Annotated in this window: 11 protein-coding genes; 4 read left to right on the top strand and 7 right to left on the bottom strand. The window is 53.1% G+C overall.

The genetic code is table 11. The annotated features are described in order from the left end of the window. Positions 1 to 2: 2 nt before the first annotated feature. The gene (locus SH528x_RS21400; RefSeq protein WP_442505490.1) at positions 3 to 575 is read right to left on the bottom strand and encodes an OsmC-related (seleno)protein; all 573 of its coding nucleotides are present in this window, start codon (positions 573 to 575) and stop codon (positions 3 to 5) included. Positions 576 to 748: 173 nt separating this feature from the next. Here SH528x_RS21400 and SH528x_RS21395 point away from each other — a divergent pair, with 173 nt between their 5' ends. Continuing rightward, on the top strand, positions 749 to 1,174 hold the full coding sequence (locus tag SH528x_RS21395) for a MarR family winged helix-turn-helix transcriptional regulator (RefSeq protein WP_442505489.1): 426 nt from the start codon (positions 749 to 751) through the stop codon (positions 1,172 to 1,174). A 159-nt stretch (positions 1,175 to 1,333) separates the two neighbouring features. Then, positions 1,334 to 2,185 carry a hypothetical protein gene (locus SH528x_RS21390; protein ID WP_442505488.1) on the top strand — a complete coding sequence of 284 codons (852 nt, stop codon included), beginning with the start codon at positions 1,334 to 1,336 and terminating at the stop codon, positions 2,183 to 2,185. Between the two features lie 586 nt (positions 2,186 to 2,771). Here the strand turns inward: SH528x_RS21390 and SH528x_RS21385 are convergent. Together SH528x_RS21385 and SH528x_RS21380 are read right to left on the bottom strand one after the other, a co-directional pair. After that, entirely contained in the window at positions 2,772 to 3,740 is a 969-nt protein-coding gene (locus tag SH528x_RS21385) for a metallophosphoesterase (protein ID WP_442505487.1), read from the bottom strand. Positions 3,741 to 4,058: 318 nt separating this feature from the next. Further along, on the bottom strand, positions 4,059 to 6,368 hold the full coding sequence (locus SH528x_RS21380; protein ID WP_442505486.1) for a S8 family serine peptidase: 2,310 nt from the start codon (positions 6,366 to 6,368) through the stop codon (positions 4,059 to 4,061). A 712-nt stretch (positions 6,369 to 7,080) separates the two neighbouring features. Between SH528x_RS21380 and SH528x_RS21375 the strand changes: the two genes are divergently transcribed. Then, on the top strand, positions 7,081 to 8,475 hold the full coding sequence (locus SH528x_RS21375) for a neutral/alkaline non-lysosomal ceramidase N-terminal domain-containing protein (RefSeq protein WP_442505485.1): 1,395 nt from the start codon (positions 7,081 to 7,083) through the stop codon (positions 8,473 to 8,475). A 55-nt stretch (positions 8,476 to 8,530) separates the two neighbouring features. Beyond that, positions 8,531 to 9,940 (top strand): hypothetical protein, encoded by a 1,410-nt coding sequence (locus tag SH528x_RS21370; RefSeq protein WP_442505484.1) that lies wholly within the window; start codon positions 8,531 to 8,533, stop codon positions 9,938 to 9,940. A 1,029-nt stretch (positions 9,941 to 10,969) separates the two neighbouring features. Here SH528x_RS21370 and SH528x_RS21365 read toward each other — a convergent pair. From SH528x_RS21365 to SH528x_RS21350, 4 genes are all read right to left on the bottom strand, one after another. Next, positions 10,970 to 12,949, bottom strand: coding sequence for a tetratricopeptide repeat protein (locus SH528x_RS21365; RefSeq protein ID WP_442505483.1), 1,980 nt, complete (start codon positions 12,947 to 12,949; stop codon positions 10,970 to 10,972). A 288-nt stretch (positions 12,950 to 13,237) separates the two neighbouring features. Beyond that, a protein-coding gene (locus SH528x_RS21360; protein ID WP_442505482.1) for an IS3 family transposase occupies positions 13,238 to 14,409 on the bottom strand; the annotation gives its coding sequence in 2 pieces (ribosomal slippage) (positions 13,238 to 14,160 and positions 14,160 to 14,409; 1,173 coding nt in all). Between the two features lie 15 nt (positions 14,410 to 14,424). Then, entirely contained in the window at positions 14,425 to 14,682 is a 258-nt protein-coding gene (locus SH528x_RS21355) for a hypothetical protein (protein ID WP_442505481.1), read from the bottom strand. 563 nt (positions 14,683 to 15,245) lie between these two features. After that, the gene (locus SH528x_RS21350) at positions 15,246 to 19,049 is read right to left on the bottom strand and encodes a protein kinase domain-containing protein (RefSeq protein ID WP_442505480.1); all 3,804 of its coding nucleotides are present in this window, start codon (positions 19,047 to 19,049) and stop codon (positions 15,246 to 15,248) included. Positions 19,050 to 19,132: the final 83 nt, after the last annotated feature.

Below are 19,132 nucleotides of genomic sequence, written 5' to 3'. Positions count from 1 at the left end.
ACTCACAATCCGCTGAGTAGCTGTCCGTTGACCTTTGCTTGAATCGTCGATGGTACTGGATTCATGATCGACTGGTGGATGAAACAGCTGTTCTTGCCGACTTCGATCATCTGGCGAATCACGTCTTCGGGCTCGTCCGATTCAATGTCTAGATGAGTGACGACTTCGACGCCTCGGCCAGCCAGCGTTCCTTTGATAACGGAGCCTTCCATCGCGAATCGCGTTTCCTGCGCGAGCTTTATGCTGCTGATATTCAGTTTCTTGACCTTCGCGTAACGCGATAGCTGAGTTAACAGGCAGAACGCGATGCTGGCACTGTAGTAGGCCAGTGGCGGCGGCGCGGAATCGTCGCCGTCCAAGTACGGGCCTTCGTCGCAGATGATTTCGAAGGTGCTGCCCTTGGGTTGATCGACCCGGACCGTTGCCCGCTTACGCATGTTGTCCAGCGATTCGGCCTCCAATCGCAACACGATTTCCCGCTTCTGAACGGGATTCAGACTCGAACCATGTTCATCGGGATCAGAGGATTCTTCGATTTTGCGGACGATGGGCGTGGCAGATTCTTGTGACGCCATGGTTGGGTTTCCCGTTCAAGAAGAGAGGCTGTCAAGTATTCTTCTTGCTATTAGTACGTAGACGTAGTAAAGTTTCAAGTGGGACGGCCAAGGTTGCCGACAAGTTTGACGTCGTCGTAACACCCTGTTCAGCAACGAAAACGTGACAAATGACCTTTGAAGAATCCATCCCAATGCGATTGCGACGAGCTTACCTGACGATGCATCGGGTTGCTCAAGCACATTTCGCCCAATTCGACGTAACGGCTGACCAGTTTGTGCTACTGTCGCTGCTGGCAGAGGAAGATGGAATCACGCAGTCGGAACTCGCTGACCGCATGGTCTCGGACGCGAACACGGTGACAGCGATGCTGAAGTTGCTGGAACAACGTGACTACATTCGTCGCGTGCGTTGCAAAATCGACGGTCGCGCGCGGCGAGTGCATTTAACAGCGGCGGGAAGCCGGCTTGCGACGAAGCTTATCCGCAGCTCCGAAAATCTGAGGTTCTCAATCGAAAACGCGGTGACACCGGTCGAACGAAAAACATTCGATGCGTCTCTTGATTTAATTGTCGACGTTGTCTCTCCAAAAGACAACGAAGAAAAGAAAGCCAGTTGATCACTCCCCTACCACCGATCAGAAAGAGTCATGATGAGAAGAGTTCTAGTAGGTTTTCTGCTTTTTGCGTTTGCATTCAGTGCCTCCACTTCTGTGCATGGGCAGGAGCCTCGCGCAGATCGCCCAGATTGGTTTGACGGCAAGCCGCGAACATTTGTTGTGAATGGCTATTCGACTTCGTTCCACTGGCCGGCGATGCTGCAGCGAAAGCTCGACCGATACTTCAGCGGAAAGCGAGTCATTGAAGTGAAGTCGGCGACTCAGGGTTCGACACCTATCGCGAAGTGGATGAATGTCGAAACGGGAGAGCCGATGCAACCATGGACGACCAAACTTCGACCACTGCTAAAAGATGACTCCCGCCCCAAAATTGTGCTGGCTCAGCAATCGCTGCAGTGGGCCTTTGGCGGTCGTTCGGAAGGCATTCGTGATGAGAGCGATCACGTCCATATCCGTAAAGGTGCGGACGTGATCAAAGCATACACCGACCTGTTAAAGGCCGACGGCGCGGATGCCGTTGTGATCGCAATGCATATTTACAAACAAGGAATGGAACCCGAGATCGGCAATGAACGACTATCGCTCGCTGCTTTCATCAAATCGAAACCGCACGATGTGTTTGCAGGGCCGGATGTTTGGACGCCGACCAGTAAGATCTGGCCGCAAGCGTTTCAGGCCGACAAAGTTCACCCAAACGATATGGGAGCCGAAGTGATGGCACATCACTGGTTCGCAGCGTTACTGACGATCTGCGGAAAGGACGTTCCGCCGTGGAGCGCCGATGAAATGAAGCAAGCGATGGCCAACCCGCCAGCACTCGCAACACGCGAGGGAAGGCCACAGCGTGGCGAGGGCAGAGGCATGGCGGCGCGGATACTTCGCCATGATGCAAACAAAGACGGCAAGATCACAAAGGCCGAATTCCGTGGCCCGACTCCGATGTTCAGCAGGTTCGACAAGAACAGCGACGGAGTCATCGACAAACAAGAACTGACCAGTTCAGGTCGGTAATGACAAAACAGACACACTGAGTATTAATTCCCAATCTCAGAATGGGTGGGTGGCACCAATTTCCCCACAGAATGGGTAGGGCGAACTAATTCTCCACCAAGAGTTTGCTCTCTGACGTAACCGAAGGTTATTGATCGTACGGCAGACGGTATAGACAGAAGTATTCATGCGACAGAGAAAAAAAGAAGCCCCATCTCCAAATAGTTTTTTCTGTCTTCCCTACACCGAGCATCGCTTGCCCGAAGGAAAAATTAGGTAGGAGAAACAGCGAACTAGCGGGTAGGAAGATGCTCGACCCAACCCATTTTCATACCCCTAATCTTCCTACCTAATCTCCGCCTGTGCGTCGGCGGACTTACTCTGATTCGGCGAAGAATTCATCCTACTTCTATCGGGAAACAGGCCAGTAGGGATTGGTGCAGATACAAAAATCTTGCTCGCACAAACAAGGAGATCCAACAACACGCTGGGGGGCGGCGTCAATCAGGTTTCCCGATCGATGGAGCAATCGCCACAGGTGAGGCACGGATCTGCTTTGATTTTTGCTGCCGAAAGAGCGATTAGCAAGGTCGGGGTTTAACGCCAGTCAACCGGCATTCCGTTTTACAGCGGTCATTTCGTAGTCAAGCGAGAACGTTTCGCTTGCGTCACTATTGAGTTTGTCCAACAGGGGCGAATACGTCCTGACGTGGATCTTGTTTTTGCCGGGCACGAACTGCAGTGAACGAAGCCAACCGTCGCCGCCGTTCGGGAGGCCCTGGTAATCCGTAAGCATTTCGAGAACCTTCCCTCCGGCATCGTTGACGCTTGTTTGGAGTCCCACGCCCAGCACATGCCCACTGACAACAAGAAAAATATTCGGCTGCTTGCGGATGAATTTTTGCCAGATTTGTTCGCCGCTGTTGCCCGCTATTTTGTACGCCGTGGCACAACCCGTGTCTCGCTGGTTTGGCCGCATGTAGCAATGTGTCGCTACGATCACGCGATGATCGGGGTATCGTTTTGTCACGTTCGCCGCCCATTCGAGCGTTTCATCGCGAGGAGCAAATTCGAGGCTAATGATCATGAATTTCATGCCACTGGCCTCAAAGAAACAGAAGTTGTTGTCGTTGGTTTCGCCCATGTGCCCACCGTACCACGGTCGGTCGGCAAATCTTCTGGGCGAGTAGTACTGGTTGTACAGTGCCGAGTCACGGTTCTCTAGAACCATGTCATGATTGCCTGGTACCATGCTGTAGGGCACTACACCATCAAGGAGTCGCATTGCTCGATCTGCATTTTCCCATTCGGGCTTTTGGGTGGCCGTTTGCACAATGTCGCCCAGATGGACGACGAACTTGATGTTATCTTCCTTCACCTGTTGCCGAATCCATAGTGCCTGGGCGACGTACGTGTCTGGATACTTTTCCGAATAGAGCTGTGTGTCAGGGAGCAACACGACGGAAAAACTCTGCTCGGCAGCCTGATTGTCCTCTGCCAACGTGACGGCGTGATTTAAGAAGACAACCGCAAATAAGCAGACGGCCGGAATCGCTCGCCCAAATAGAATCAGCATTTTTTTCCCCTGAACGGTATAGTTTTGCCAACAGCATACTCACCGGAATTAGAAGAATAAGCCGTCAGGTACCGATTTAGCTGGAGAGGCAGTCTGACTGTCCGACTCGGGCTGGGAGTTTCTGGCAGCAGACCCGTTATCGGAACCGAGCCAATCGGCGTGATACGACGTTCTCACCAAGCTGCCGATTTTGAGGCCTTTGAGTGCGTGCCGACGGAGGCGGTTGCTTGCCATCCGCTTGATCACTACCGCCATGGATTACGCCTAATCACTGGCAACATATATTTCGCTATCGCTCGACACATCAGCTACAAGGTGTTACACCACCAAAACACCATCTGGAAAACCGGCTAGGCCTCCGTCGTCGACTTCGGAATCCAGTGCCAATGGATTCCAGACGTAGTTCGCCAGCACTAATTGGGACACATCGGCGTAATGGGTTCCGCGACTAAGATCTCGTATCCATCCAGTGCGAAACAGTCCATTGGAGTCCGTTGTCCCTTGATAGGTTTGATTGGCAAACACGATCGTCACGGAAACGCCGGCAAGGACGTTACCTTCAGCACTTCTAATCTCAATCACGGCCCGCCAATCCTTGCCACCGCGTTTCGATTCAAAGTCGATGGAGGAAACGTACATCGGAACACCCGATTGTTCCGCATCGACGGCGACCGAAGTGACCGCGAGTAATGAATCTGTCGCACCGTCATTGACCGAAAGGCTGACGTTAAAGTTATTGGCAGTTGTGTACGTGTGATCGACCGACACATCCGTCGTTGTTAGTACAGTGCCGTCGTTAAAATCCCAGGTGTACCAAAGTATCTGATCATTTGCCGTTGTCCCATCAAGATTATCAAAATCGCTGGAAGCCGATGCATCGAATGCAATCGGAGAGTTTGCAAATCCACGGTAAGGTCCACCAGCAACTGCAACGGGAACATCATTCACTTCGCTTACGTCGGAGGTCGTTGTATCGATTGACTGTCCGCCGCGACCATCGTTGACGGTCAATGAAACAGCAAACGTTCCGCCATATTCGTAAGAGTGTGAAATTGTTGGATCCGTGGTGTGTGCGGTTTGCCCGTCGCCGAAGTCCCAGACGTAAGTCAGCGAATCGCCGTCGGGATCCGACGATCCCGAGGCGTCAAACGTGATCGGGTTGCCTTCGTTACCAGACTGCGTGATGCCGGCGTCAGCGATCGGCAATTGATTTGGAACGCCGTCTCCCGCCCAGCCAAGATTTTCGTAGTGATTGTCGGGGCTATCCGGATTTGGCGTCGGCGGGTTCGGCAACACCAAACCTTCCGGACTCGTCCAAGCCTTGCCGCCGTCAATCAATGCCTGGCGGATGGCGTACACTCCGTTCGCATCCGTGGCGGGACCGTTCGCAGCGATGTACAGCGCCGCCAATCCGGTCGCGTGCGGCGCTGCCATGCTCGTACCACTGCTGAACGCGTAACCACCGTTCTTGTACGTGGAATAGATGTCCACGCCTGGCAGCATCAGATCGATACCCAAGCCGCCGGGATTATTGACCAAGTTGTTTGTGTTGTACCACGATGAATATCCTGGTGCCCCTTGATCATTACTGAAGTTGCTGAAGTCGGCGAACTCATCGTCTTCATAGTTGCCGAAGAAATCGGCATACTGGGTCGATGGACCGTAGCCGCCTGGCATACCGTCGGTATCGGCAATCGCGCTGATCGTGGCAACCTCCGGATAAGCAGCCGGAATGGTATCGTCGTACGTTCCGAATTGAAGGTCAGCTCCTAGGATGTCGCGATATTCGTTGCCGGCTGCAACGACATAAACGACGCCACGCGCGACGCTGTTTTTGATGGCAGTGCGATAACTATTGTTAACGCCCTGGCCGCCGAGACTCATATTGGCGACGTGGATGTCGTTGGTGAGGTCACCGTCGGTCCTCGTGCTTGTGACCCAATCAATGCCTTTGATGATGTCTGAAACGTAACCCGAGGCGTTGGCGTCGAGCACCTTGACAGCCCAGAGGTTCGCCCCAGGCGCGACGCCGACTACGCCGAAATCGTTGTCCAGTGCCGCGGCGGTTCCCGCAACATGGGAGCCGTGCCCATTGTTGTCGTCGTAGTTGCCATCTTCAAAACTTCCGCGATTGCTGGGTCGACCTGACGTTACTGTATAGAAATGCCTGCCGCCAACCACATTCAGGTCAGGATGGTCAGCGTCAATGCCTGAATCGATAATGGCGATGTTCACATTCACTCGGTCGTCAACGTTATCGATGTTGGCCAACCCGCTAATGTCGGCATCGATACGATCTACACCGGTGGGAGTGATTTGCGAGAAAGCCTGCATGACCAGATCGGCTTCGATTTGTTTGATCTGTGGGTTCTTTGCCAATGCCTGTAGTGCGGCTTCCGGAAGTTGCGCGGAGAAACCTTTCAGGGCATGGTTGTAGACATGCCCCAGTTGACCACCGTGAGCATTGACAAGTCCCTTTGCCACGACGCTAGGGTTAGCCACATTGTCGTTGAAGGCGACAATAACGGATTCCCAAGCGGGATGCTGGGGCGGACTATTTGGTCCGACACCGTCAAGCACGATTCGCTGTTCCAGAGTTTCGATTAACCAGCGGCGTTTTCGTTTCATTGTCAGAGCTCCAGAATAGAATCGTGACTTTAGCCGCAATATAAAGGGTCGTCATACTGGGGGACACGTCTAAATCGCCAACATGAGATCATTTAATTCAGCGTGAAGGTTGCGAGTTGTTTCCGCTTTAGTCGCTACACCAAGCCAATCGGCGTGATACGACGTTAAGGCCGATGCTAACGGTGAGCTACTTGTCGTAAAGTCACTCGGCTCAATCAACCTAAATTGAAAAAGACTAAGGTGTCAAAATGATTAAGGTGTCAGTTGCGAATTTGGCTGGATAGGCAGTGTGGCTGTTCGACTCGGGCTGGGGTTTGCCGGCAGCAGGCCGTATTCGGAGTTGTGGAAATGGCGAGCAGATGAGGCAGCAATGCTAATACAAGTCGTTGCCTATCCAGGATGGCGAGCGTTTCCTAACCGTTTGCCGCGCCGTTAAACGCAATGCACTTTCTACATAACTCCTCAAGGCGGCGAAGCTGCAAAACGTAGCCTAGGCTTTCAGCCTGGGGACCACATCGAACCCAGGCTGGAAGCCTAGGCTACGTTAAACCCAATGAGTTGTGCGGAGGTGCTTTGACTCTCCCAAGTTAACAATCGCACGCCCCTGTCAGCACAGCGAGTTGTCTTCGACTATAAAAGGCCCATCAGGGACTCCGATGAGGAGCCCAATTTCGAACCTGTCGTGGAATCGAGCGGACCGGAGTATCCATTCATGCAGAAAATTATTGTTGTTGCCGGATGCTTTGTTGTGTTATGCGGTGAAATGGTGCTGGCGGAGGATTCGAACTGGAAAGCCGGTGCCGCGAAGGTAGCGATCACGCCTGACGAGCCGCTTTGGATGTCAGGCTATGCGAGCCGCGACAAACCAGCGGAAAGTAAGCTGACGGATCTGTGGGCAAAGGCGTTGGTGTTGGAAGACGGTGAAGGGCAGCGTGGTTTAATGCTGACCTTGGACCTCGTTGGCATTGATCGAACGCTCGCGCAAGCGATCTGCAATGGCCTCCAGCAGCGACACGGTTTGTCGCGGAACCAGATCGTCATCAATTGTTCTCACACTCATACGGGGCCTGTGGTGGGGCACAATTTAGATCCGCTGCACTACTTGGATATCGATTTGCAACAACAGCAAGCGGTTGATCGCTGGGTCGAAACACTGACGCAAAAAATTGCCTCCGTTGTTGACAATGCCTTGGACAATCTTGCTCCCTGCAGCCTGTCGTGGGGCAGTGGAACAGCGACCTTTGCGGTCAACCGACGCGAGAACACGCCCGAAAGTGTGGTGCCACAGTCGCGAACCGAAGCAACGCTAAAGGGGCCCGTCGATCACGACGTGCCGGTTCTGGCGGCCCGCGATGCGGACGGAAAATTGGTCGCGGTACTGTTTGGCTACGCCTGCCATTCGACGGTCCTGAGCAGCTACCAATGGTCGGGCGACTACCCCGGTTTCGCGCAGATGGAACTGGAAGAAAACCATCCCGATTGCGTGGCCTTGTTCTTTGCGGGCTGCGGTGCTGATCAGAATCCACTGCCCCGCCGCACGATCGAACTGGCTCGACACTACGGACGCCGATTGGCCACGGCGGTCGATGCCGTGCTGTTGACCAGTCAAATGCAGGCCGTTGATGGACAGCTGACGACGACATTTGACGCACTGGATTTGCCGCTCGGTACGTTGCCGACTCGCGAACAAATCGAGCAAAACGCTCTGTCATCGAACCGGTTCGAGGTGTCGCGCGCCAACATGCTGCTAAAGAAACTCGACGCCGGCCAACCGCTCAGTCAGACCTATCCCTATCCGATCAGTGTCTGGCACATCGGCGATGACGTTCAATTTGTGGCACTCGGTGGCGAAGTCGTCGTCGATTATGCGCTGCGACTAAAATTTGAATTGTCGGGCAAGCGAACGTGGGTGGCCGGATACTCGCATGACGTGATGGCCTACATTCCGTCACGACGTGTCTTGGCCGAAGGCGGTTATGAAGGTGGCGGAGCGATGGTGTACTACGGGCTGCCCGCTCCCTGGTCGCCAGAAATTGAAAATGCAATCGTCAATGAAGTCGAGCGGCAAGCCTCCGTCACCCCAGTTGGCGCGGCGGAAGCTGAGTGAGCTCAAACGATAGGGCGACATCAGCGACAGATTAGACAACGCAAAGGAACCTCGAATGAACGTCGGCTTCGTTAGGACGATCGCTTGTGTTTGGCTGCTGGTGTTTTTGACAAGTAGCTTAGCAGATGCTCAGGATGACACTGAACTCAGAGCTTTTCCTGGCGCCCAGGGCTGGGGGGCGGTCAGCAAAGGCGGGCGAGGTGGCAGGGTAATCAAGGTGACAAATCTAAAAGCCTCGGGGCCAGGCAGTCTCGCGGAAGCCTGCGCCACGGACGGACCACGGATCATCATTTTCGAGGTGAGCGGCGTCATCCGCGGCAACATTCGCATCACCAGTCCTTACATTACCATTGCCGGCCAAACCGCTCCGGGCGCGGGGATCACGGTCGAGGGTGTCATCTCGAGTTATGATTACGGTGTTCACGACATCATCATTCGACATCTCCGCGTTCGTCCCCGTCGCGACATCGGGGCTGGCGGCGACTGTATTCAGCTCGGCGGCCGCGGCCCCACCGACTCGGGTACGTACAACATCATCCTTGATCATTTGTCCTTAAGCTGGGGCAACGACGAGATCATTGATCTGTACCACGCCCATGACGTGACAGTGCAATGGTGCACGATCGAGGAATCCGACGATCAGGGACACAGCAAAGGCGCGCACAACTATGGTCTAATCTCCGCTGCGGAAGATAGTGGCGCTGTCTCGGTACACCACAATCTTTGGGCTCATCATGCACGCCGTGTCCCCTGTATGGCACCTTACCGAGAAAACGCCGCGAGCGATTTCTGCAACAACTTGATTTACAACTGCCGCGGCGGCTACACCGATGACGGCCACGGCGTTCGCGCCCGGAGCGCCGTCAACCTTTACAAAAACTACTACAGACGCGGGCCACAGACGGATGACCGGATGTATCCCTACGCCCTGTCTCCGCAGATGAGCTATTACGTAAGCGACAACTACTTCGAGGACTGGGGTTATCAGGGTCATCCTCGACATTGGAAGTGGGGCAGTCAAAATGGCGGCGTACCGAAGTGGATTCAATTCAACAACAACGGCCATGAATTGGACTCACCTGCCAATACCCCGGAAATCGAACTGGTCGATGCCAAAGCGGCTTTCGAACTGATTCTTGTCAAGGCCGGTTGCTGGCCCCGCGACCGGTTGACCCGACGGACTGTCGAAGAAGTCAAAACCAAAACGGGCGCATGGGGGCGCAACGCACCGCTGCAGCCGTCCGACGAATGGTTCCTCGAGGGCCTCACGCCATCCAAGGCCTCCGCAGATACCGACGGCGATGGGCTACCGGATGCTTGGGAGCGGTCGCACCACTTGAACTTCAATGATCCCGCCGACGCTAACAAGGTGGTGACAGCAGGAGAATCAAGTAACAACCGTCACTTGGGTTATTCTCACCTCGAGTTCTACATCAATGAGCTAGCAGAGAATCTTGTCCCGTAGACGCGTGACGGAAAACCACGGACTCGCTTCCGTGGCTAATGCCTACCGTCGCTTCGCGAATTTCTAGTTAGCCAGTCGCAACGCGACGACAAGCGATAGCCCCGAACGTCAGTCCGGGGGACACCAAACATCCATTTCCTAAAGTCGCAAAGCAACGACAGGAGAACGACAGTCGGGTCCGTCGCTGCAACTTGTACGATGTGGTTATCACACATTTTGAAGCCAGACGGCCCGCGAATTACGGGAATGAACGCGAGTATTGCCAGCAAAACAAAAGCATTCGCGTCGATTCGGGTCATTCATGGGCCAATCATTTTGCTGAACTTCCTCCGACGGTAACGAGAAATCCGATAGACATCGGCGAGCTCGACACCATCATAGCGCGGTCGGTTTGGTCAGAAAAATTCATGCGGCAAGCAAATGAAGATGCCCGATCTCGATGAAAATCATTTGGTCGCCGCTGAAGGAAAATGGGGCAGGAGAATTAGCGGATAGGAAGACCCGCGACCAACCCAATTTTCCTACCTCTAATCTTCCTACCGAATCTCCGTCTGTGTATTGGCCGACATTCTTGGATCCGATCGATGGATCAATCACCACAAGTGAAACGCGGATCCGCTCCCGGCGTTTGTCGCAACCGTGTTTCATCTAAATTCAGTCGGTGGCGTTTGGACCAGAAAAGAGTCCTGACCCCTTTGAGCGAGCCGTGACCCCTTTGATCGAGCCGCAACTGCGGTTTCGCCGAAGGTTCCACGAATTGCAATGACGACTTCGCCACCTTCCAGCCATGTTCGGCGGTATCGCTCGTGTACGTCAGGATTGACTTGCTTCAGATCATTGATCGCAATTGAAAATCGCTTGATGTCACCGCACAGGTCAACCAATGAACAAACACTGTCGCGCCAATCTTTGTGGATTTTGCGAAACCTCGATTTGGCTACGAAGTAACGATGTGGTAGCGCAACGGGATCAAAAGCGAAATCCGAAACCCCAGCCTCCCCTCGGCGATAGCCCTCCACTGATAGCCAGTTACGTTCGGGGGCTCGACTTCGATTGGGTGGCAATCAGCTGGGACGCGATGCTTTTGCCTGCTTGGGCTTGGGGGTGCTCGGGGGCGAGCAAGAGAGCCGCGGCGAAGCTTGCGGCGGCGGCTTGTGGATCCTTGCGAATGAGCTGCAGGTAGCCGAGACGCACGTAAGTTTCGACATCGTTGGGGAAGGCATCGAGGACGCGATTGTAAAGCTTAATGGCGGTATCGGTGTCGCCGACTCCGGCACATGATTCGGCGAGCGCAAACGTTACGTCCATGTTCTTTGGATCATGCTCGTGACATCGCTGGAGCTCGGTTCGCGCGGATTCAAAGTCAGCCAAGCCGATGCACGCCAGTGAAAGTTGGTAGCGTGCCGACCAATGACTCGGGTTGGTTTCCGGCCAACCGATCGCAGCGATCGAGAAGTGTCCCTGAGCCGTTTCGTATTGGCCAAGTTCCAAGAGCAACTGCCCAAACCGCTGAGCACCCCGCAGGTCACCAGGAAATTCGTTGACCGCACGTTGGTAAACCCGTACCGATTCATCGATCCGGCCGGTCCATCGTAAGCAATCGGCCAAGATGAATTGACTTTCGGCGTCACCGTTGAGTTTGGCGATCGCATCGCGAGCACGGGCTTCGGCGACTTCGAATTTGCCCGACCAGTGCATGACCTTGGCGAGGTTTCGCAGCGCGACTCCTTGTTTACGCGGATCGATGCGACTTTGGATCAACGCGTCCACGTCGGCGAGCGTTTCGCTGGGAATATCCTTGGCGCCGAGCGCGCCGGGCGATAACCATTCGGACCGGCGCATCGCATCGGCGATCCACAGCGACAGGCGGCGGTGGACGTCGATGGTCGGATGAACGTGGTCCAGGAAGTATTCGTCGCCCAGTAGATCGTGCCCTTGTTCGGCGAGGCAGACCTCGCGCAGTTGCCGGTCGAAATCGACCACACAAACGTCGTCGGCTTCTGGCAAGTCGCGAACGATATCCAAAAAGTCGTCGGGTGCGCGAAGCGGGCAGATATCAAGATTCAGCGCCGTCTGAAACGCTTCCTTGGCACGCGCGAAATCCAGTTTAGCGAAAGCGGATTGGCCGTCTTGGAAATCCGTCGCCTCAGGTTCGATCTTGAATGGGCTGCAATCCTTTTCGTTAGACGCCGGCACGACAAACAGGATCTTCGCGCCCGATGCACGAGCGATGTCTATCATTCGATTGAGGTTGAACTGGAAATGTAGTCGAACATCGCGGCGCCACTCATTGTCGCGAACATAGTCCGATGGGCCAATGGTGTGATTGAGTCGTTCGTCGACATCGGCGGGCAGCACACTGACGTTGGGATTCGGTTTCGTGTCGCGTTGACGCCGAAGGATCGAGTCGATGCAGCCATACGTGCGAGTCTTGGCGAGCCACCCGCTGAGCCAAAGCTGTATTTCGGATTGATCAAAGAAGTCGGCGTAGGTGCGACGTTCCAGGAACTCGTTCTGGCCAGTGTAGACGATGAAGACATCGGGTTCGTAGGCGGTCAATTCCTGCATCACGGTGGCAACACGATAGCTCGCGTAGCTAACACCGCCGGCGTTGACGACTTCCCAGTTGGTGGTTGCGTCGATGTGCGGCAACCATTCTCGAAGCCAGCCGCAGAAGGACGTGGTGTCGTCGTAGGGGCGTCCGAACGTCGTGGATCCACCCAAGCAAAAGATGCGTTTGGTGTTGGCTGGTTTGGCGGCGCCGAATTGTTGGTCGTTGAACCAAACCAATTTGTTCTCCGCCGTTCGAAGCCATGATTTCCCGGCGTCATCGGTGAATGGTTCGAAACAGGGGACTTGGTTTGAAAAACCGACAAACGGGTCCGCGTGATCGGTCGATCGTCCGACGCCCAGCAGCGTCAACGCGAATTCGATCAGCAGTAAGCACAGGCCCGTTGTCACGATGCCGAAGCAAGCTTTTTTCTTACGGCTGAGTTGGCGACGTGTCATACTGGCGGATGTGATGTTGCGAAAGGATTTAGAGATGAGTCACAACAAGTGGCTGATGGAGGTGCCGGTAGATAGCGAAGAAACAGGCCGTCGCGCAAGGGGTCAGGAGAAGCGTTAATATGCTAAATCGAAATCGAATATGGAAGCCGTTGTTCTCACGCACTGTTGGACCTTCAATAGCTCTTGTATGTTGCCCAGAACGTTGTCTGCTTGACCGATTTGGAATTGCCCACGAAAAGTTGACAGTGGACCGGTCTTAACGGGAAGGTAAATGGTGCGTCCTGTGGATCAGGATTCACCGACGAGTAACGGTTCTTTGATGGCTTGCTCGAAGTCAATGGGACTCCGATAGTCCAATGAGGAGTGCAAGCGAAGAGGGTTGTAAAAACCTTCGATGTAATCAGACACGCCGCGTGTGGCGTGTTCGTGTGTGTCGTAGATCTGCTGGGCCTCTTCTGTCTTGTAGCTTTTGAAGAACGATTCCATCGGAGCATTGTCGTAACAGTTGCCGCGACGACTCATGCTCTGAATAAGTCGGTTGGCGGTTAACCTGCTGCGGAAATGCTCGCTGGCGTATTGGGAGCCACGATCACTATGAACGATCAAGCCAGCCGCCGGTGAACGAAACGCCAAAGCTTGATCGAGTGCACTCACCACCAATTCAGAATCGATGTTACGACTGGTTTTCCAACCGATGATTTTGCGTGAATACAGGTCAACGAAAGCACACAGGTAACTGAATCCTTCTTTGGTGGGAATGTAGGTGATGTCAGTGAGCCAAACTCGATTGATTGTTTCGGTCGAGAAATTTTGCTCGAGAAGGTTGTTGGCGATGGGGTGATTGTGATTTGAATCGGTGGTCGAGATTCTGAATTTGGTTCGGCGATTCGCTTGAATTCCTGCCTTACGCATGTACTTGGCGACGGTATTTCGGCTGCACTGAACTCCTCGTATCAATAGTTCTCGATGCATTCTTGGACTTCCGTATGCGTCGTGATGCCTTTCCAAGTGAACCCTTTTGATCGCCTGTGTGATTTGCGTTTCTCTATTCTCTGTCGTGGTGATGTCGCGACCGGCAAACTGATAGTAGGCCGCACGTGTAACCTCGAGAGTTCGACAGAGCACCGCGATCGGCCATCGATCGCGGTGCTTGTCAATGAACGCGAGCCTCAACTGTTTTCTTTGACGAAGAAGGCCGTCGCTTTTTTTAAAATGTCACGCTCCATCTTGAGCTGTCGGTTTTCCTCACGGAGTCGTTTCAGCTCGGCCTCGACCGACTGACTGCCGATCACTTCAATAGAGAAAGTCCCATCTTCATCAAAAGACTTCTTCCATTTGCGAATCAAGGTTTCACCGACGCGCAAGTCTTTAGCGACCGCGGCGTACGACAGTCCTTGTTCAATTACTTTCTTAACGGCGGCCAATTTAAATTCTCGGCTGAAAGTTCGACGCTTGTCCATGAATCGGATCTCCTGTCAGAGAAGTCTGACATCTGCTGGTCCACTGTCAACTTTTCGTGGGCAATTCCAATTGTACTTGTTTACCATGCGGCGATGGGTATTTTGAAGAAACTCCAGCACATCGGCCGTACTGCCCTCGGGGACTTCGATTTTGCCGATGTCAAAGACGGGCTCCCGCACAGAGCTGGCCTGCTCGTTTGCGTCTTGGGCGTCCAAAACGGATGCTGCAGCAAGCGGAATCAACACCGTCAGCATGAATACTGAGAATCGCATGCTCAACTCCTTTGGGAATGGGTAACAGAATCCTCAAGCGAATCGCTCCGAGTTGTATCAGCCCAGGACCGTCTGCTGATTGTTTTGCATCGACAATTGATTCAAAACGAGAAAGACCTTTTACTGCCCCATGAATCGAGCCAGAGGGCTTCTCATCCGAAGCATGGCTCCGGCGGATCCCGTCACAAACACATCGCGCCCGCGTCGGCGGAGGAAGTCACGGATGCAATGCTGGCCTTTAGCGGTCACGGCCCTCAACCAACTTTGTGACGGCGGTTGCATCGACCGAACGGAGTTCGGTCGGGGCGGAAATCACTTCGGTCTTTGACACGTCCGCGCCTAATCACGGGCTGACGTCATCACGGGCTGACGTCGATGCCCCGGCTTCATCGACCGGGCGATTCACCGGAGTCGGCCGCCGGAGCAGTGAAGCGGACCTTCCAAAACCGCTTCGATCGATTTGGCTTACTGAACACCGAATACAAGACCTTATCCTGGCGAAGCCTTCTCTTTGTCGACGTCGACAAGCTTCAAAGAGGACTGCCCCCTTTGACTTGTCTCGTCTATTTCGTCTCGTCGATTAGCTCCATTGCTCGCTCAACAATTGGCGGAAGTACGACGTTGTCTTTTTGGTTAAGGTCTTCAACGGCCTTTCTAAACTCGGCACAGAGATCGTCATATTCGCTGCTCAACAAAGAGGAACTGCGGCTAGGGAAGATATCCTCGAACAGAATATTCTTCGCGTCGTCGCGTTGCCACGTTTGAAACAATTTGGCTTTCTTAGAGTCCCCCCTGATCATTTCTATCATCCAGGCGTAATGAAACGCCAGCAAAAAGCTGTCTTGCCGATGCTGCTCCTTATGATACATCCAGAAATCGTAATGCTGCAAGAAATCATGGGAGACTAGCATCGGGTCTTGCCCGGTCTTCAGCTTATCAATCGATCCATTGAAGTTCAGTGATTGTACAATTCCGATTTCGAATCCCGAGTCTCCCAAAAATCCCAAGTCGACCGATACGTAGTATTCAAGGGCTTCACGCCATATGATTCCGTCGCCTTGTTCACTGACATGAACATCAAAAGCGGGGTATTTACATGGAATTGTCAATAGCTCCGCCGCCGTCGCCAGTTCCCACACTCTGATCGTTCGGTCAATTCCACTGGATATCACCCTTGTCCCATCCTTCGTTACTGCGACGGACGTTACGGCGCCGTTGTGCCCAATCAGCTTCTTGACCGGCAGTCTTGAGACGGTGTCCCACAAAAAAATATTCCCCACGTCGTCGGCGGAGATAAGATCCTTGGGTTCCTTTCCAAAGCACAAGCTTGTGATCCTTCCAGCATGACCTTCGAGTCTCGATGGAGTGTCGTCAAGGTTGTGAGCTAACAGTATGGCATTGTCAGCCGATCCGGCCGCAACGACATCGTTTGAGTTTGAAAACGCCACACAAGAAATTGGGGTATCAGTGGCTGGGGTGGAAAAAAGAAGTTCTTTGTCTGCCACGTTCCAAAGTGAAATCCGACCATTCACATCGCCAACAAGCACCCGTTTTTCATCGGGAGAAAATCTCGCGTCTGAGATTCTGCATTTGAATTTCAGCTTTGTGACCTTATCGGATGTTGTGTTGACTAGGACTAATTCACTTTTCTGGGCCCCGTTTCTCTTGATGTGCGAAAGCCAGTTCAAAAGCCCCGTTTCATTGACATGTACGCCGTTACTCCAAGAAGCTAAGTGCTTTCCGCTTGGCGACAGTCGATTCCATGAAGCAACCCCCGACAAATCAACGTCAAACGTCTTTAGCGAGTAATCTTCTAGGTTGAGCAACAGTGAATCATCCAATGCACTAAACGCAAGTTGATTGTTGACTAGGCTGAGCGTGCAATTGCCAACCGTTCCTTGCCAAACAGGGACGACACCCGCCACGAGATTGATTCCGGATATTTTAATCGTGTTGCTATCTGAGCATCCAACAAACGTCAATCCTTCAGGGGCGATTGCCAGGTCGTTTACGCGGCCGTCTTGCCGACTTAGGACTCCTTCAAAGCTATTTCTGGAGGGGTTCAACATCTCTGTGGTTCCGTCAGCATTCCCCACGATGAGATCAAACCCGTCGGGTGTAAAACGAATCGACGTGACCTCGCTCGAGTTATTGGAGAACGCTTTTCGCTCGATCATTTTCCCTGTCTCGATGTTGCCAGTGATGATGAGAGAAGTCTTTCGGTTGTTCCCAAATTCGCTTACATGGGATCCTCCGATTGCGACAAAATCACCGCTTGGCGATATGTCGAGCGTCTTTGGTTGGAAATCTTCTTGCTCCCATTTGAGCAATTCGAAAGAACTGTCCACTAGATCAAAAACCAAAAGACCGGGTTCACCTAAGAAAAAATCATCATCCCGTCCAGCCTCCAATGATGATAACGAACCAGGTAAGTCAAATCTTCCACTACGGCTGATTGCGAAAATGCGATTGCCGTCGGGGGAGATACGTATCTGAGATGCTTCTGTTTTCTTTGTTCTGACCAACGGCTTACCGGAAAAATCTGACCACGCGAATATACTCCCGTCGGCAGCCAAGGCCGCGACCGTTTTTAGATTGCCACTGACATCCATGTCAACAAAGGCCAAATTCGACTCGTCATAGCCCATGCTCGAATCGTATAACACCTTCGTCTGCCGCAGCGTTGATGCATCCCATATTCGGATAGAGCCGTCTTTGGATGCGGAGACAAGTTGGTTTCCGTCTATAAAGGATACCGCTGTAACGACATCGTGATGTTCCGAAATCACACCGAGCTGTTCTCCGTTTTCGATATCAAATATTCGAATTGTCTTGTCGTTTCCACAAGAAGCGACGCGAGTCCCGTCAGGGCTAATGTCGACGTCGACAACGCCAGATGTATGGCCGACACAATGAACCCCATCCGCATCGAACTGACTTTTTGTCAGGTGCCACTCGATGTTTCGGTGGCTCTGCGGAACTGAATTCAGAACGTGCATCGCTTCGGTGGTTCGATTAGAACTCCATCTAGCTTGAGCGAGCAATACACTTGATTTTGCGAACGCAATATTGGCCTCGTCCTGAGCCTTTACTGCACGATCGAGAGCCAATGAGACCTGGTCTCTTTGATCCTCGACTTGCAATCTCGCTCGTAACTCATCTTTTCGTGCCAAGTCCTTCTCATCTGCCTCCTGATTTGCACGTTGAGACTCCGCGAGAGCACGCAGCCACATGACGCCCGTCCCCACAAGTCCAGATGCCAACAAAACGAACGCCATACTGATAGCTGCTAAGGATTTGCGATGCTTACGCGCTGTCTTGCGAAGTCGGTATCCAAAGCTAGGCGGACGAACGGTACTTTCTTCACCATTTAGGTAAAGCGTCAATTCATCTGCGAAGTCGCTCGCGTTGCTGTAGCGACGATCTCGGTCTTTTTCCAAAGATTTCATAACGATCCAATCGAGATCGGAACGCAAAACTTTGCGGAGCTGTGTTGGCGAGATTCGTCGTTGTTCGGACAGCTCCGCAATCGAAACCGAAGACTCACTCAACCGAGTGCTGGGCTTGGGTGGTTCTTCGTCGCGGATGATTTCCAAGATTTTGAGTAACGCTTTGTCGCTTAGCCTTGTGCGGTCCAATGGCGGCGAGCCAGTCAGCAGCTCGTAGAGCATTACTCCAAGTGAATAGATATCCGTCCTCGTGTCTACATCCAATTGATTCATCTCGGCCTGTTCTGGCGACATGTACTGCAATGTCCCCACAACTTGGCCAAATTTTGTGTACATCGTCTTGTCAGTCAGCATCGACTGGTTGTTTGTCGCTTTCGCAAGCCCAAAATCGATTACCTTTGCAATCGGCACTGTGTCATATCGGGCAACCAAAACGTTTGACGGCTTTAGATCACGATGAATAATTCCTTTCGTATGAGCATGCTGGACCGCACGACAGACCGGAACAAAAAGCTTGATTCTTTCTTCTACGGAAAGTTGGTGACGATCACAGTACTCTGTTAGAGGAATCCCCTTTACCAATTCCATCACAAAGAATGGCAAACCCTCGGGAGTCGCACCAGCGTCAAAGATGCGAGCGATGTTGGGATGATCCATCATGGCCAAAGCTTGACGCTCGGCCTCAAATCTCGCAATGACTTGTTTAGAATCAGAGCCGCTCTTGATCAACTTTAAGGCGACGCGACGCGTAACAGGATCACGCTGTTCGGCCATGTATACCGCCCCCATGCCTCCTTCCGCAATCTTTTGCAGCAACTTATATCGGCCTATCGTTCCAGGCATCAATTGCGACGAAGCCGCCTTGGCCTCAGGTCGTTGTATTTCGGTCTGAAATGGATCATTCTCGTTCGTGCTCACTGATTGGGGCCCATTTTGTAAAGCGCCTTACTTGTTCCTCGTATCTTCCATCAGTGTACCAAGGCCCGACCGTGCTCATGAGA

Origin of the sequence: Novipirellula methanifontis (genome assembly GCF_052161655.1) — a bacterium.
Classification (GTDB): domain Bacteria; phylum Planctomycetota; class Planctomycetia; order Pirellulales; family Pirellulaceae; genus Novipirellula.
This window is presented reverse-complemented; position numbering and strand designations above follow the sequence as displayed.

Coding starts and splice junctions, on each gene's coding strand:
- SH528x_RS21400 (WP_442505490.1), bottom strand. CDS start 575: ATGGCGTCACAAGAATCTGCCACGCCCATCGTCCGCAAAATCGAAGAA.
- SH528x_RS21395 (WP_442505489.1), top strand. CDS start 749: ATGCGATTGCGACGAGCTTACCTGACGATGCATCGGGTTGCTCAAGCA.
- SH528x_RS21385 (WP_442505487.1), bottom strand. CDS start 3,740: ATGCTGATTCTATTTGGGCGAGCGATTCCGGCCGTCTGCTTATTTGCG.
- SH528x_RS21380 (WP_442505486.1), bottom strand. CDS start 6,368: ATGAAACGAAAACGCCGCTGGTTAATCGAAACTCTGGAACAGCGAATC.
- SH528x_RS21375 (WP_442505485.1), top strand. CDS start 7,081: ATGCAGAAAATTATTGTTGTTGCCGGATGCTTTGTTGTGTTATGCGGT.
- SH528x_RS21370 (WP_442505484.1), top strand. CDS start 8,531: ATGAACGTCGGCTTCGTTAGGACGATCGCTTGTGTTTGGCTGCTGGTG.
- SH528x_RS21365 (WP_442505483.1), bottom strand. CDS start 12,949: ATGACACGTCGCCAACTCAGCCGTAAGAAAAAAGCTTGCTTCGGCATC.
- SH528x_RS21355 (WP_442505481.1), bottom strand. CDS start 14,682: ATGCGATTCTCAGTATTCATGCTGACGGTGTTGATTCCGCTTGCTGCA.